Here is a 14,496-nt window from a genome sequence, read left to right on the forward strand (position 1 = left end):
GAATTTAGTATTTTTCATACTTTATAGAATTCCCCCAAAAGTTAAACCTTATCAATTATGAAATTACCTTTTTTCATATCTATGTTGTTATTGCTTAGTTTCAACTGTGTATTAGGACAAACAGATTCGTTAACGACAAAATCTTTTGAGGAGTTAGAAAAGCTATACCTATCTACATATACATCTCCTGCAAAAGCTAAAAAATATGTAGATGCATTGTCTATTGTAGCACTAAAACGGAGCAATAAACAACGCATTGCAAAAGCATTTTACAGAAAAGGAAATGTATATTTCAAATTGGGCGACACTCAATCAGCAATAGCGTTTACAGATCAATCCTTAGCAAATATGCCAAACAATAATAAGGAATTACTGTTGCAAAACCTCGTACAAAAAGGAAACATCTATTTTAAAGAAGGAGCATACCCTTCTGCAACTCATTTCTATCTTAAAGGAAGAGGGGTTTCACAGCAAATGAATAGCATTAAAGACGAATTGGTTATTACCACAAATATTGCTTTAATCAATAAGCAAACAGAAGATTATGCGGATGCGATTCGTGATTTTAAACAGAATTTAGAAACGATAAATGAAATACATGACGCTTCGTACAATCGTTTAGAAATTAGAAATTATTTGGCTTTAGGAGATACATATCTCAGAATTCAAAAACCAGATTCTGCTTTAGTATATACGCAAAAAGGATTGACAAAAACCACTTTTGATACGCATCCTGCTTTGCACACCGATTTGCTGTTTAATACAATTATTGTGTATTATCAAAAACAACAATACAAAAAATCTATTGATGGCGCTGTTTTTTTGGATTCATTAGTTAAAAAGATAAAACAATCTAAAAAGTTTATCACTTCATATTTATACCAAGCAAAATGTTACCAAGCGTTAAAAAATGTAGATTCTGCGATTGTGAATTATGAAAAATTTAAACAATTAGCTATCACACAAGAGTTTTCTTCTCCAGAATTGGAAGAAGTATATTATCAATTGGCAAAAATGTATTTGCAAAAGAAAGATATTGAAAGTGCTACGCGTAATTTTGATTTTTTTGAAAAATTTACACAACAAAAAGATAGTACCAATAGATCTGTTCAGCATATCATAAAAGATCATGATATTTTGGCTTTGAAAGATGCGCTTAAGAAGGTAAATGACAAAAGCAAAAAACAAGGGAAAACGCTTAGTTATTTATACATTATTTCTGGAATTTTAATTGTGTGTGCTGTGTTCTTTTTTCTATTGTATAAACAAAATAAGAAGAGAAACGCAAAACACTTTAATGCGTTATTGATTCAGCTAGAAAACCTTGAAGCAACAAAGAAAAAAACAAAAGGAAGTACGCAAAAAACAGATTTAGCAATTAATGACGAAGGCGTTGCTCAGATTTTAAAAGGTTTGAAAAATTTTGAAGCTAAACAACTGTTTTTAAATGTAGACTGTACCTTGGCATCTGTTGCCAAAAAACTAAAAACAAATACTGCTTATCTTTCGCATGTAATTAACACATACAAAGAGAAAAAGTTTTCAGCTTATTTGAATGAACTTCGTATCAACACAGCTTTAGTTACCTTAAAAAACAATAGGAAAATTAGGCTATATTCCATTAAAGCAATTGCAAATGAATTTGGTTATGCACGACGAGAAACGTTTTCAAAAGTATTTAAAAGTGCCACAGGAATGGATCCGACTTCATGTATAAAAGCACTGGATGTACAGGACAAGAATAGTCGTGACAATTCATAAATTATCTCCATCAATAGCTGGTTCTATTTTAAAAAAATATAATATTTGAGAATGATATTAATTTAAAACCTCTAAAAATATGAAACGTTTTGCATTGAATAAGATAAAGATTGCTCAGTTAATAAACGCACAAACTATTAAAGGAAAAGGCGTTGACCCTTCGGGAACCACAGTAGATTTACAAGAATGTGCTTCTGACCCTTGTCCATCTAACTTACAATCGTGTACTTCAGGAGTGATGCCGTGTACCAATACATCAATTGACGGACATGATGCTACCAATCCAAGTGTACCAAATACATTACCATAGTTTATGATGATTTAAATAGAAAAAAGAGGCATAAAGCCTCTTTCTTATTTATTTTATATTTCTATTAAAAATACACACACCCACATCCTTCTTCCCAAGGTTGGCAAACTCGTTTTGGTTCATTGCATCCGCCTCCTGGATTTCCTCCACCTCCGCCGTCTGTGTAGCAAAGATCTCCAATACATGTAGATCCTGGAGGACAGTTACCAAACATATCGCATATAGCAATTGGTCCTGATCCATTGATGCGTATTTGTTCTTTTTTTGTAAGCTTAACAGCTCCTTGTACATTTAGAATTTTCTTTTTCATGATTTAGTAAATTTTGGTTTATACATCAATATACTAAAACAAAAAAACAAAATGTAATCTTTTACTGTAAAAAATAGAGGTTTTAACACTATTTATAATTACTGTTTATTTTTTCTTTTTTTCAAAAAACGTAATCTCAGCTTCTATCACTTCACCATCACGATTTACTTTTACAGTAGTTTTGTTTCCGTTTTCAAACTTTGAAAGTGCTTTCATGTATGTTTTCATATCCATTACTTCATGTTCTCCTAATTGAATAACCACATCTCCTTTTTGTAAACCTGCTTTTTGTGCAGGACGATTTTCGCTAATTCCGTCAATACGCATACCTTTTCCATCAAATAAATAATCTGGTATGACACCTAAAGTTACTTTAAATCGTGGTGTGTCATCAGATTCGTTCACCGTTTTTGTAAAGGCTATTTTTCCTTGCGGATTTACTATTGAAATAATTCTGGATATGTAATCCGAGATTTGAAGCATTCCTTCATAATTCAACTTTTCAAAATCATCAGAAGGTTTGTGATAATCTACATGTTGCCCTGTAAATAAATGCAACACAGGAATATCTTGTAAATAAAAAGAAGTATGATCTGATGGTCCAACACCTGAAGTATTTGTCTTTAAATCAAATGTATGTTCACTATTTGCTTCCTCAATGGTTTTTTGCCAAATTGGTGATGTTCCTATTCCATAAATGGCTAAATTTTTGTTTTTCTTTAAACGACCTACCATATCCATGTTAATCATGTAATTCACTTTTGTGATATCAATCGTTGGGTTTTTTACAAAATAATTAGAACCTAACAAGCCCATTTCTTCCCCTGAAAAAGCAATAAATAAATAGTTATTCTTTGTATTTCCTTCCAGTAATTTATCTGCCAAATGTAACATTACCGCAACGCCACTTGCATTATCATCAGCACCGTTGTGGACCATTGGATCGCCCCTGTGAAGCGAACCGTCGCCACCCATACCTAAGTGATCATAATGAGCTCCAATAATAATTGTGTTTTCAGCCTTATTATCTATAAAACCAATTACATTTCTTCCTGTAATTGTTCCGTCCTTTTTATTTGTTATATATTCAGTTTCTGCATGCGGATCTGTTTTTGGTGTAAATGTAAACGGTTGCATATATCCTTCTGTTCCTTTTGGCGAAACTCCTAAAGCTTTAAAGCGCTCTTTAATATATGTTGCAGCTGTAATTTCACCTATCGTTCCTGTGGCTCTTCCTTCTAGTTTATCATCCGCTAAGACTTCAATGTCATGCTTGATACGGTTTTTCACAGTACGTTCTGTCTTACAAGAACATAACAACAATAAAAAAAGAATTCCAAATAATGGTTTGTTGCACATAAGAAAGTTATTTTTGTGTAAAATTATCAAAATATTACCACTCGATGACACGTATTTTTGTTTTAATCTTACTTTGCATTGTTTTTTCATGTAAAGAAACTCCAAAAGAAAAGACCACTTCAACAACAACTGAACCTACAGAAGAAATCAAAGCTGTTTCTGACAACTCTTTAATTTATCCTGAAGAAAAGTATTTTAAAGACATTCGTCAAGTTACTTTTGGAGGCGATAATGCTGAAGCGTATTGGAGTTTTGATGACAAACAATTGATTTTCCAATCGAATAATACACAATGGAATGTTTCCTGTGATCAAATGTTTTTAATGAATATTGATGAAACTTTTAAAGACAACATTCCACCAATGGTAAGTACAGGAAAAGGACGTACAACCTGTTCGTATTTTTTGCCTGATAATAAACATATTATTTATTCGTCTACTCATTTGATAGATGATAACTGTCCTGAAGTTCCATTACGTAAAAACGGAAAGTACATATGGCCTGTATATGACTCGTTTGATATTTTTGTAGCAGATTTGGATGGAAATATTGTAAAACAATTGACACATGAAAAAGGATATGACGCAGAACCAACGGTTTCTCCAAAAGGTGACAAAATTGTATTTACCTCAACACGTAGTGGTGATTTAGAGTTATACACCATGAATATTGATGGCTCAGATGTAAAACAAATTACGGACGAATTGGGCTATGATGGCGGTGCTTTTTTCTCGCCTGACGGAACAAAGATTATTTTCCGTTCATCACGTCCAAGAACAAAAGAAGAAATTAAAGAATATAAAGATTTATTGGCAGAAGGTTTGGTACAGCCAACAGAAATGGAATTATACATTTGTAATGCCGACGGAAGCGACTTGCGTCAATTAACCGACTTAGGAAATGCCAATTGGAGTCCATTTTTTCATCCTTCTGGAGAAAAAATAATTTTCTCTTCAAATCATGAAAGCAAGCGTGGTTTTCCATTCAATTTGTATATGATTAATATTGATGGAACTGGCTTAGAACGCATTACGCATAGTGAAACTTTTGATGCTTTTCCTGTATTTTCAAACGATGGAAAAAAGTTAGCTTTTTCTTCAAATCGAAATAATGGTGGTGGAAGAGATACCAATCTTTTTATTGCAGAATGGCAGGAGTAAACTGTTGTAGCAATATCTTTTTTGAGTAATTATTTTGAAAAAATAACATATGCATGAGAATGTTTAGGATACCTCATGTCGCTCTGTTTTCTTGTATAGGTATTCCATCACAAAACAAAAAATGATAATCCCTACAGCAATATAAACATCCGATTTACTAACAGCATAATGCTGAACGAGTAAAGCGATCATTGCTACAAAACAAAATATTGCACCAATTAAAGGAATACTTTTTTTACCATTAATTTCTTTTGATAGTTTGTAACCTGTACAATTTACAATAGCAAATATTAATAAAAATCCAACGCTTCCCGCTGTAGAAATGCTTTCTAACTTTAGCGTATTTACCAATATTAATGTTGCAATAGCCGTAATAAGCAAACCTATTGGTTGGTTCCATAGCTTACGCGTAAATTCTTTTGGAAGCTCATCATCTTCTGCTATTTCATAATTTACTTTGCTTCCGCCGTAAAGTGAAGCATTTATTGCTGAAAAAGTTGAAATTAAGGCAGCAACGGTGATAACAGTAAATCCTATTTTTCCTAGCATAGGTTTTGCTGCTTCAGCTAACACATAATCTTGAGCTGTTGCAATTTGACTAAATTCTAAAGAACCCACTGTAATTGCGGCAATTATAATGTACAGAAAGATAACAAAAACAACTGACCAATAATAGGCTCTAGGAATATTTACTGTAGGGTTTTTAATATCAGGAGCAGCATTTGCTATTAATTCAAAACCTTCATATGCCACAAATATTACCATACCTGCAGTGAGAAGTTTAAATGGTGATTCCCAATGTTCGGGAGATAATTGTTCTAAATGTGGATTTCCAAATAGTCCATACAAGCCAAAACCAACAAATGATAACAAAATCACTAGTTTTATAATTACGGCATAAGATTCTATTTTCCCAACAACGGAAATACTATAATAATTAATGGCAGTAGCCAATAAAATAATCGAGGAAGCATAAATATGAGAATCTAAAACTTTATCACTTGTCAGTTGAAATAAGTTTGGTGCATAAGAACCAAAGGCAGAAGCATATAATGCTAACATTATAATATAACTTATCCAAAGCAAATTATTCATTCCTCCGCTAAAAATTCCAACTCCAAATCCTTGGTTTATAAATTTTACAGTTCCGCCTCTATCTGGATATTTAAGTGATAATTTAACATAGCTGTAAGACGTTATAAAAGCAATAAGTCCAGCAATTAAAAAAGAAATTGGAGTTCCGCCTTTTGCCAAAGCTACTGCTAATCCGAGTACTGCAAATATTCCTCCACCAACCATACCACCTATTCCAATTGAAATTGCTTCTTTTAGACCTATTTTTTCGCTCATTTTCGGAATGTTTTTAGTTTGTTTCCAATGTATGTATTGATAGAACTCCTATTATTTTATTGAAATTCAATCAGTTTTAAAGTTATAGGAATCTTAATAGAAATCAAAACCACCAAGAATATTATTGTTTCAATTAGTTTTTGTATGAATTTATTAAGCGATCGTCTATTTTATATATACTATTTGTACTGTAATTTATAAATCAAGAGAAGAACTCTTTTGATATTTTACACTTTTCTTATTTCTTTGAGTTGCTTGTATGTTGCAAGTGGCTAGAGTCTTGACTAGCGATAAAGGTTCAAGAACTAATCAAAACTTCTTAAATTATAAGATCATGAAAAAAAGTGTAAAAAAAATGCAGTTAAAAAAGCGTTCAATTTCAACATTAAATGCCAATGTAGTAAAAGGTGGATTACCAGGAACAACTACATTTATTTCAGTATTATGTGTAACTAAAATTCATATTGGAGAGGATATTTGTTTTACGCAGCCACAACGTTAAATTGATAAAGCTGTCTAAAAAGTAATTAAAAACGTCATTCTGGATTTAATCCAGAATCTCATCATATTAATTTCCAATGATTATGAGAAACCGAATCAAGTTCGGCTTGACGAAAGTTCAACTTCTTAGACAGCTTTGTTAATTTCATTTCTTAAAAACTTGCACAGGATTTCCGCGTTGCAACTGTTTGTGTTGCATCCACTTTTGTTGTTGTATCGCTTTTTGCTGTTTTTGATTTTGTGCTTTTATAGCGATGTCCAAACGTGCAAATGCTAGTTTTTTGTTTAAAAATTGCGAGCGTTCTTCGCTTGCTTGCACCATAATTCCTGTTGGAATATGCGTAATACTTACTGCTGTTTCCACTTTATTTACATGTTGTCCGCCTGCTCCTGAACTTCTAGCTGTTTTTACTTGAACTTCTTTTGGTGACCAAGAAACCTGCTTCGGTTCAGCATATACGCGTACGTTTACAAACCAGTTTTTACGTTGATGATTCGCACGATACGGACTTCTAAAAATAAACTGAATACTTCCTTGCCAATTGTTTTTAAAGTCTTCGGCATCGCCAGTTGCTCGCAACCAAACTGATGAATAGTTTTGGTATTTCGTAGCCGCTAATTCGATAACATTAAAAGTAAATTCTTGCAATCGTGTTAGTTTTTCTGTCAAGTTTTTTACGGCGAGGCAACATTCTTCAGGACCTGATCCCGAAGAAATTTGTACCCAAAATTGATTGTCCATAATTTCTATTTTTTAATCTAACAACGAACTAAACTTCATGTTAGATTTCGTTTTGTTTTTACGTTTTGATTCTTGCTTCTTTTTTGCTTTTTTAAGCTTGCCTTCAATACGTCTTTCTTCATTTTCGATGAAATACATATAATCATCATTATAAATGTTTGCTTTTGCTTTTTTCAAACACTTCATACCTAGTTTATAATTATTTTCAACTTCATGAATGTATCCTTCACACCAGTATAGTTCTGCTACATCTACACCTTTAATTTTTCGAGCAAACTCCAAAAGCTTCTTTGCTCTTGCCAATTCATTTGCCCAAATTAAAACTTTGATATATTCTGGATATACCTGTACATAATTGATGTCTGCCGCAATACTTTTGTCAAAATTTCCAAAAGCTGCTTCATAATCATTCAAGTACTGTGCTTGTATTTTTCCTAATAAACATAAAGATGGGCAATGATTTTCATCATAAGAAATCGCATACCCAATGGATTCGCACGCTTCTTCCCAATCACTACAAAAACCTGCCATTGCGCCTTTTGCTTTTAGGTAATATTGATCTGCTATATTTAGTGCCATTGTATGTTTTTTTATTTTTTAAATTTTCTTTTTTCACATCGTTCATTTAAATACTAGAGAAACCTTGAGAACCTTAGTTTCCCTAGTATTATAGTGAAGACGCAACTCTACATAATATAGACTTCGAGTACCTCAATCTACATTACTTTTATCCCTTTTAAGTTATATTCTGAGTACACTGAGGCACTCGAAGTGTACTATTTATCCATGCGAACAATTTTTGGTGTAAAACTTCCGACAACTTCTACCAATTCGGTTTGGTTTGCCATAACATGATGAATGTTTTTGTATGCCATTGGCGCTTCATCAATTCCGCCACCAATTAAGGTTACTCCATGATCTTTTAATTGTTTTTTAATATCACTTTGTGTGATGGTTTGTTTGGCTTTTCGCCTTGATAATTCGCGTCCTGCTCCGTGTGAAACCGATTGTAACGAATGTACATTTCCTGTTCCACGAACGATGAATCCAGGCGCTGTCATTGATCCCGGTATGATTCCTAATACACCTTTCTGCGCAGGTGTTGCACCTTTTCTGTGTACAACTAGTTCTTCTCCGTTTACAATTTCTTTCCAAGCGAAATTGTGATGATTTTCAACCATTGCTAACGGTCTTGTGCCTAACGCTTTTCCTAAACGCTTGTGAATATCATGATGACATGCCGAAGCATAATCGCCTGCTAAATTCATTGCCAACCAATATTCTTGTCCGTCGTGCGTATTTAAATCGAGCCACGCTAAGTTTTTTGCTTCTCCTGGTAATGGTGTTTGCTGTATTGCTAACTTTGTATAATGTTTTGCAATGTTAGCACCTAAACCACGCGATCCGCTATGTGACAGAATTCCTAAATACTTCCCGATAGGAACATTAAATTCATTGTTTACATCAGAAATGGTTACAATTCCAAATTCTACAAAGTGATTTCCACCACCTGAAGAACCTAATTGTGCATACGCCTTCTTGAATAGTTTTTTCACGGTTGGAATATCTTTAAATTCCGTTCGCTCAAAAATTTCATGATCATTGATACGCCTGTGTGTTTCATATCCACCAAATTTGGTGTGTTCTTGCAACATATTCACATATTTATCTTTGTGACCATCCAAATACGAAGCTGGAATATCATAGATAGACAAACACATTCTGCAACCAATGTCGACACCAACTCCATACGGAATTACCGAATCTTTTGTTGCCAATACACCGCCAATTGGTAAACCATATCCTGCATGTCCATCAGGCATTAATGCGCCTGCTTTTGCTACAGGTAACTTTAGCGCTGTATATAATTGATGTTTTGCTTCTTCTTGTATTCCGTTTTCTCCAAATATGGTAAACGGCGCTCGTTTTGTTTCTAATTGTTTTGCTTCAATTTGTACAGGGGTTGTGAGTTCTTCAGCGATTTTGCCAAAAATCCCATCTCCTAAATATTTATCAGGATTTTTAAGAATCGTTTTGAGACGTTGTAATACTTTGTCTTTTCGATCTTTTTTAAAGTGTCTCAACATCACATCAATTGCGATACTGATTGCCTTTCCTTTTTGCGGATATCCTATTGCTATGAGGTCTTTGCCTCGTAATTTTAATTTTGCCATAACTTAAATTTTAAAGCCATTTCCCGATTTTTAGATCGTGTTGCGTTGCCCAATCTTTCATGATTTTTTTAGCAGCCGCTTTTATTGGCTTGTTAAATCGTGCTTTTGCCTGCACTATTGTTTGTGATTTTAAGTCCACTTCAATGGTTGCTAAGGTTTCTTCTCCTTTTAAGAAACTAGCACATCGTAAAGTAAAAATACTTGTCACTTTCACACAGCATGAACGTGCGTACGAAGCCACACAGTGATTCATTCTTCTTCCTTCTGCAATTAGTTCTTTAGAAGAACAGAGTTCAAATAATCGATAGCGTTTCACATTTGTCTCTTCTTTTGTTCTCACGATTAATGAACTACTTATTGAAGGATTCCAGGTGTATAATTCTTTTGAATTTACTTCATGAATTGCTTGTTGTACGTGCCATTCATCTGATTGTCTTGTTAATGAAGTTATCGTTCTTCCTTTGATAGAATATTCAGGATCAAGCAAAATGCTGTTGCTTAAATAATCTATGATTTCACCCATTTTGTTGAAATCTAACATGGCTTGCTTCATAAAAAACTGAATCACCGTTTCCCAAAAAGATTCATTTGCAAAGTTGTTTCTGCTTAATGCTGAACACGCAATACGTTCTGCAACCAATTCGTCCGTTCCAAATGCTAATGCTTGCGCTCTACGCAATGCCATTTCTACGGTGTAACTTGATGGCGCTTGTAAAAAATAGTGTGCGCCTTTTTTTGTTAATCGAACTGGAACTTTTGAAAGATCTCGAACACTTAAACCGCAACCCAAGTCTATAAACCACATCATGTATTTACGATTGTTGTCTAACCAAGCTTCATACATAAATGTTGGAACTTCATATTTTGCAAAACAATGTCTTACAAGATCCTTTAGTTGTTTTTCAGGATTATGACTGTTTCGTTTCCAACTTTCTATGTCTTTTACATAAGACAAACTAAACCATGCAATGTTGTAAATTGTTTGTAAATGTTCTTGACTTCGCAATAGCTTTGTACAACGTTGCTTGTATAAATGATCTAGAATTTTCTTAAATGCATCGCGTCTTCTTGATTGTCTTTTTTTGTTTAATGAACTAAAAAAGTTATCCAAGATATACGCTAACGTATTGTACTCAAAATGAAGATGCCTTTTGCCTTCATAAATTGTTTCTACCAATTTTGGAAACAATAGTTTTTTAGCTTTGTTATGCGCTTTTAAGCTTTTCTGTATTGCAGCTTCTTTGGCTTTTTCTTCAAGCTTTTCCTTTAATCTTCTGGACTTCGATTTGTGTTTTCTGTATATATGTGATGTTTCCATGACTGTCTCTTTTGAATGTTGTTTTCAGTAAAAAATTTCGATACTTGTTTTTGCTGTTGCATGTTAGTTTTTTTATGCGTTAAAAATTCTATTTTGGTACTGAAAACACACTCCCGAGTTTACAGTCGCTCCATTTGTTTGATTAAATTCATCGGTATATATCTGTTATGCTTTTTAAAATTTATATTCTATTTTTTATTTTTAGTATGCGTATTCATTGATAGCATATTCCATTTCTTTCGCCCATTTTTTTATAATGGTTAACGCTATTTTAGAAGGTTTTTGATTGAATTTCCCTCTTGCCTGAACAATTTTTTTGTCTTTAGGACTAATCTCCAACGTTACTAATCTTTCTATCAATTTGTCTTCTTCTGCAAATTCATATAGTGAAAATATACTACTGTTTCCACTCAAACAATAGCTATCATATGAAGCAACGCAATGTCCCATATTCATTCCTTCTATGTATAATTCTACGGAAGTGCACAACTCTTTTATTTTATACTTCTTCTCTTTTTCTTCATTTGTATCTGTGTACTCAAAAGGTTCCATTTCTTGAGCTTTCCAAGCTAATTTTCGCTTTTTAACTTTTTGTAAGTATACGACGCTGTGCCATTCATCTGATAATCGTTTTAAACCATTTAATGATCTTCCTTTTAAACAGAATTCAGCATCTTCGTTTTTGATGTGCTGTAAATAATCTAACACTCCATAAAATTCATACTGCTCTAAAAGCTCATATTTACAAAAGAATTCTATCGCACTTCTCCAGAATTTGTCTTGCGTTAAATCTTGGGAAACCAAAGAAGAGTTTAGCAATAATCGTGCTACCATTTCCGATGGTTTGTATGATTTTATAATTGCTATTGATAATGCTTTTTCTATACTACATTTTTCATCAACCTTTGTAAACTCATGCGCCATTTTTTTAGTCATCATTTTTGGAAAACCTGCTAAGTCAAATACACTTTTCCCTAACGCGATATCTAAATACCATGTAATGTGCGTATAGTTTATGGTCTTAAATGTTTCTCTTAAAAAATCTGCTGTCGGATACAACTCAAAACAATGCTTTAGCAACGACTCCATTTGCTGAAATTCATTCAATCCTTCTCGTTTCCAACCTTCTGGATTTCTAACAAATCTGTCTCCGTTAAGGCTGATTTTGAATAGAATATCTACACTTTTTTTGTCTCTTATGATTTGAAAACAACGTTGTTTGTATAGATGAATTAGTAAACGTTTAAATGTTTGTCTTCTTTCAATGTTTTTGTGCGTACTTAATCTTGAAAAATAGTATGCATACAAGGAAGTTAATTTCCCATCCATTTCTAGAAGTACGTTTGTCGCATCTTGATACAAACAGTTTATAATATTTATAAAATCTGATTGCTTTCGTTTCTTTTTTGGTATGTATACTTGTTTTGTGTGTATATCTAAGTCAAATAAAGTTTCCATTTTCTTAATTTTTAGTGTTGTTATTTTTTTAAGAGACTGAAAACTTTTTATAAGGCTTACAGTCTACTGCTTTGTGATTACATTCATACTATTTTGTTTGTGTGTTTCTGCACGATTTCTAGTTTTTTATTGTGTTGTTAAATTATACGTTTTGAAACTTCTCAAAACTGAGTTTTACTAAAAGCAAAAAGCCCGATTCTTAGGTAGAACCGAGCTTTTATACTGCTGTATATATATTCTTTATCCCAAAGAATATTTTGGTTCTAATGCGAACAATAGCTTCGTGTTTCCAAGTATTGTTACGATATGTTTTTGTTCTATTTTGATCATATGCTAAAATGTATGCATAAAAAAACCCGAGCCTTTTCTGACTCGGGTTTTTATGAATTGATATCTATATTATTTAAAGATACAACTGGTAAAACCCAAGTCGTATGTCGGAGTGTTTCCGGCATCATTTCGATATGTAAGTTTTACGTTTTGCACTTTATCTGTTTTTGTTACTAATTTGTTTTTTGTTTTGTCACGTTTTGATGGTTGCAAATATAGAAGATCATTTTTCAAATTTCCAAATTTATTTTTTTGAAGTCTCGTTTTTGAGGTACATTTTCAACATAGAATGATCTGATTTTTGTGTGCTTATTTTTTCAATTTCTATAATTTCTAAATCTTGTGAAACCCAGATGTGATCTAAGGAGAGCAATGGAATATTCCAAAACCAAGTTTCACGAAATCCATTTCCTTTTTCAGTAAAAGCATGCTGATATTTTTTTTTGAAATTTTTAAAAAATAAAGACTCATATGGTGTGTTAAAATCACCTAAAACGATTGTTTTGTCATCTGTTTTGATTTGAGAAACGACATTTTCCAGCATTGGTTTTCGAAAATATTTCACATTTGCAGAAACATCAACAGCATAAAAATTTAGATTTTTTGTGGTAAAATGTACAACAGTTGTATTCTTTTTTGAAGTTGTTTTTGAGAGAATTTTTAAAGGTGTTTTTGAAAAAATCCCGATCGCTTTGTCATTAAAGTAAAAATGATATTCACTGTATTCTTTTTTGATTTTTTCATATGCATGTTCATCACATTCAATCAACACCATAATATCCGGAATCGTTTTACTTACTTTAAATGCTTTTACAAAATTTTGCGTTCGATAACCATTCCACAATACAATTTCTAACCCTTCAGAAGTGTTTGTCGTTGTTGTAAATGCATAATTATTTTTCACCCAAATTATTGCTAAAATAACAGCAAGTATCACATAGTATTTTCTGGCGAAAGCCTTTATAAACAGTACTAAAAACAACAATCCGAGTACAATTAGCGGAAGCGGAGTTGCATAAAAGATAAGTGAGGAGATATAGAAATAATCTTTGATCGTAAAGTGTAGCACAATTGCTATACAGATTAACAATTGCAATACTCTTTTTATATATATTGAAAGATTAAAATTCAATTGTTTATTGTTTCAATTCTAAATAATTTTTGAAGAAATTTTCAAACCATACCAAATCGTCTCGTAAGTGATTACTTTTGAAGCCTTCTAAGCTTAGAATCGTGATTTTATTTCCTTCTTTATCTATTAAAAAAACCGTTCCCGTTAAAATATTGTCTCCATGAATTTCAATGCTATTCTTTATAGTTATTACATTATCAGCACTATATGTTGTGTCTTTTGTTTTGGTTTCAATTACTAATTTTCTGCCGAAAAGTATTTTGGAAGCATGATTTTCTTGTTTCTTTTTTCGAATACGACCTAAACTAGCATACGCAAAACCTATTAGTCCAAAACCACTCAAAAAAGCTAATCCGTATAAAAGTCGAATTTTTGGAAGGTAAACTCCATAAAAAATTATGAATAACAAAATTCCTATAATAATACCAATACCTAAAATTAATGGCGTTGTAAAGTATATAAGTAGTTGCTGTACATCAATACTCGCTTTTTTTATAATAATACGCTCGTCTTGTTTCAGAAAATTAATTTTGTGTCGTTTTAATTTCTGTTCAAATAGATTGAGTTGACTTTGTATGTTCAATGTTTTTT

Annotated in this window: 14 protein-coding genes; 4 read left to right on the top strand and 10 right to left on the bottom strand. The window is 32.5% G+C overall.

Translation table 11 applies throughout. From position 1 onward, the window contains the following. Positions 1-57: 57 nt before the first annotated feature. Together Q0828_RS03135 and Q0828_RS03140 are read left to right on the top strand one after the other, a co-directional pair. Entirely contained in the window at positions 58-1,761 is a 1,704-nt protein-coding gene (locus Q0828_RS03135; protein ID WP_298417595.1) for a helix-turn-helix domain-containing protein, read from the top strand. 79 nt (positions 1,762-1,840) lie between these two features. Continuing rightward, entirely contained in the window at positions 1,841-2,071 is a 231-nt protein-coding gene (locus tag Q0828_RS03140; RefSeq protein WP_298417597.1) for a hypothetical protein, read from the top strand. Positions 2,072-2,135: 64 nt separating this feature from the next. Here the strand turns inward: Q0828_RS03140 and Q0828_RS03145 are convergent, their stop codons facing one another. Then, positions 2,136-2,381 carry a hypothetical protein gene (locus Q0828_RS03145; protein ID WP_298417599.1) on the bottom strand — a complete coding sequence of 82 codons (246 nt, stop codon included), beginning with the start codon at positions 2,379-2,381 and terminating at the stop codon, positions 2,136-2,138. 105 nt (positions 2,382-2,486) lie between these two features. Then, a complete protein-coding gene (locus Q0828_RS03150; RefSeq protein WP_298417601.1) occupies positions 2,487-3,740 on the bottom strand; it encodes a M20/M25/M40 family metallo-hydrolase in 1,254 nt (417 codons plus the stop codon). 44 nt (positions 3,741-3,784) lie between these two features. Between Q0828_RS03150 and Q0828_RS03155 the strand changes: the two genes are divergently transcribed. Then, positions 3,785-4,900 (top strand): hypothetical protein, encoded by a 1,116-nt coding sequence (locus Q0828_RS03155; RefSeq protein ID WP_298417602.1) that lies wholly within the window; start codon positions 3,785-3,787, stop codon positions 4,898-4,900. Between the two features lie 63 nt (positions 4,901-4,963). On the opposite strand, the gene Q0828_RS03160 is transcribed toward Q0828_RS03155, so the two are convergent. Further along, positions 4,964-6,250, bottom strand: a complete 1,287-nt coding sequence (locus tag Q0828_RS03160; protein ID WP_298417604.1) for an APC family permease — start codon at positions 6,248-6,250, stop codon at positions 4,964-4,966. A 334-nt stretch (positions 6,251-6,584) separates the two neighbouring features. Here Q0828_RS03160 and Q0828_RS03165 point away from each other — a divergent pair, with 334 nt between their 5' ends. Next, on the top strand, positions 6,585-6,752 hold the full coding sequence (locus Q0828_RS03165) for a hypothetical protein (protein ID WP_298417606.1): 168 nt from the start codon (positions 6,585-6,587) through the stop codon (positions 6,750-6,752). 144 nt (positions 6,753-6,896) lie between these two features. Here Q0828_RS03165 and prfH read toward each other — a convergent pair whose 3' ends face one another. From prfH to Q0828_RS03200, 7 genes are all read right to left on the bottom strand, one after another. Next, the gene (prfH, locus tag Q0828_RS03170; protein WP_298417607.1) at positions 6,897-7,493 is read right to left on the bottom strand and encodes a peptide chain release factor H; all 597 of its coding nucleotides are present in this window, start codon (positions 7,491-7,493) and stop codon (positions 6,897-6,899) included. A 12-nt stretch (positions 7,494-7,505) separates the two neighbouring features. Next, positions 7,506-8,072, bottom strand: a complete 567-nt coding sequence (locus Q0828_RS03175; protein ID WP_298417609.1) for a hypothetical protein — start codon at positions 8,070-8,072, stop codon at positions 7,506-7,508. 197 nt (positions 8,073-8,269) lie between these two features. After that, positions 8,270-9,667 (bottom strand): RtcB family protein, encoded by a 1,398-nt coding sequence (locus Q0828_RS03180; RefSeq protein ID WP_298417611.1) that lies wholly within the window; start codon positions 9,665-9,667, stop codon positions 8,270-8,272. Positions 9,668-9,677: 10 nt separating this feature from the next. Further along, entirely contained in the window at positions 9,678-10,985 is a 1,308-nt protein-coding gene (locus Q0828_RS03185) for a PcfJ domain-containing protein (RefSeq protein WP_298417613.1), read from the bottom strand. A 201-nt stretch (positions 10,986-11,186) separates the two neighbouring features. After that, the gene (locus Q0828_RS03190; protein WP_298417615.1) at positions 11,187-12,443 is read right to left on the bottom strand and encodes a PcfJ domain-containing protein; all 1,257 of its coding nucleotides are present in this window, start codon (positions 12,441-12,443) and stop codon (positions 11,187-11,189) included. A 574-nt stretch (positions 12,444-13,017) separates the two neighbouring features. Continuing rightward, on the bottom strand, positions 13,018-13,905 hold the full coding sequence (locus Q0828_RS03195; RefSeq protein ID WP_298417617.1) for an endonuclease/exonuclease/phosphatase family protein: 888 nt from the start codon (positions 13,903-13,905) through the stop codon (positions 13,018-13,020). Between the two features lie 4 nt (positions 13,906-13,909). Continuing rightward, positions 13,910-14,488: a hypothetical protein gene (locus Q0828_RS03200; protein WP_298417619.1), complete on the bottom strand. Its 579-nt coding sequence runs from the start codon at positions 14,486-14,488 to the stop codon at positions 13,910-13,912. Between the last annotated feature and the right edge of the window lie 8 nt (positions 14,489-14,496).

The organism is uncultured Kordia sp., from assembly GCF_947496985.1.
Lineage (GTDB): Bacteria > Bacteroidota > Bacteroidia > Flavobacteriales > Flavobacteriaceae > Kordia.

What these genes read in the sequence shown, in the direction of transcription:
- Q0828_RS03175 (WP_298417609.1), bottom strand. Translation starts at nt 8,072, where the DNA reads ATGGCACTAAATATAGCAGATCAATATTACCTAAAAGCAAAAGGCGCA.
- Q0828_RS03140 (WP_298417597.1), top strand. Translation starts at nt 1,841, where the DNA reads ATGAAACGTTTTGCATTGAATAAGATAAAGATTGCTCAGTTAATAAAC.
- Q0828_RS03155 (WP_298417602.1), top strand. Translation starts at nt 3,785, where the DNA reads ATGACACGTATTTTTGTTTTAATCTTACTTTGCATTGTTTTTTCATGT.
- Q0828_RS03145 (WP_298417599.1), bottom strand. Translation starts at nt 2,381, where the DNA reads ATGAAAAAGAAAATTCTAAATGTACAAGGAGCTGTTAAGCTTACAAAA.
- Q0828_RS03180 (WP_298417611.1), bottom strand. Translation starts at nt 9,667, where the DNA reads ATGGCAAAATTAAAATTACGAGGCAAAGACCTCATAGCAATAGGATAT.
- Q0828_RS03160 (WP_298417604.1), bottom strand. Translation starts at nt 6,250, where the DNA reads ATGAGCGAAAAAATAGGTCTAAAAGAAGCAATTTCAATTGGAATAGGT.
- Q0828_RS03165 (WP_298417606.1), top strand. Translation starts at nt 6,585, where the DNA reads ATGAAAAAAAGTGTAAAAAAAATGCAGTTAAAAAAGCGTTCAATTTCA.
- prfH (WP_298417607.1), bottom strand. Translation starts at nt 7,493, where the DNA reads ATGGACAATCAATTTTGGGTACAAATTTCTTCGGGATCAGGTCCTGAA.
- Q0828_RS03190 (WP_298417615.1), bottom strand. Translation starts at nt 12,443, where the DNA reads ATGGAAACTTTATTTGACTTAGATATACACACAAAACAAGTATACATA.
- Q0828_RS03185 (WP_298417613.1), bottom strand. Translation starts at nt 10,985, where the DNA reads ATGGAAACATCACATATATACAGAAAACACAAATCGAAGTCCAGAAGA.
- Q0828_RS03135 (WP_298417595.1), top strand. Translation starts at nt 58, where the DNA reads ATGAAATTACCTTTTTTCATATCTATGTTGTTATTGCTTAGTTTCAAC.
- Q0828_RS03150 (WP_298417601.1), bottom strand. Translation starts at nt 3,740, where the DNA reads ATGTGCAACAAACCATTATTTGGAATTCTTTTTTTATTGTTGTTATGT.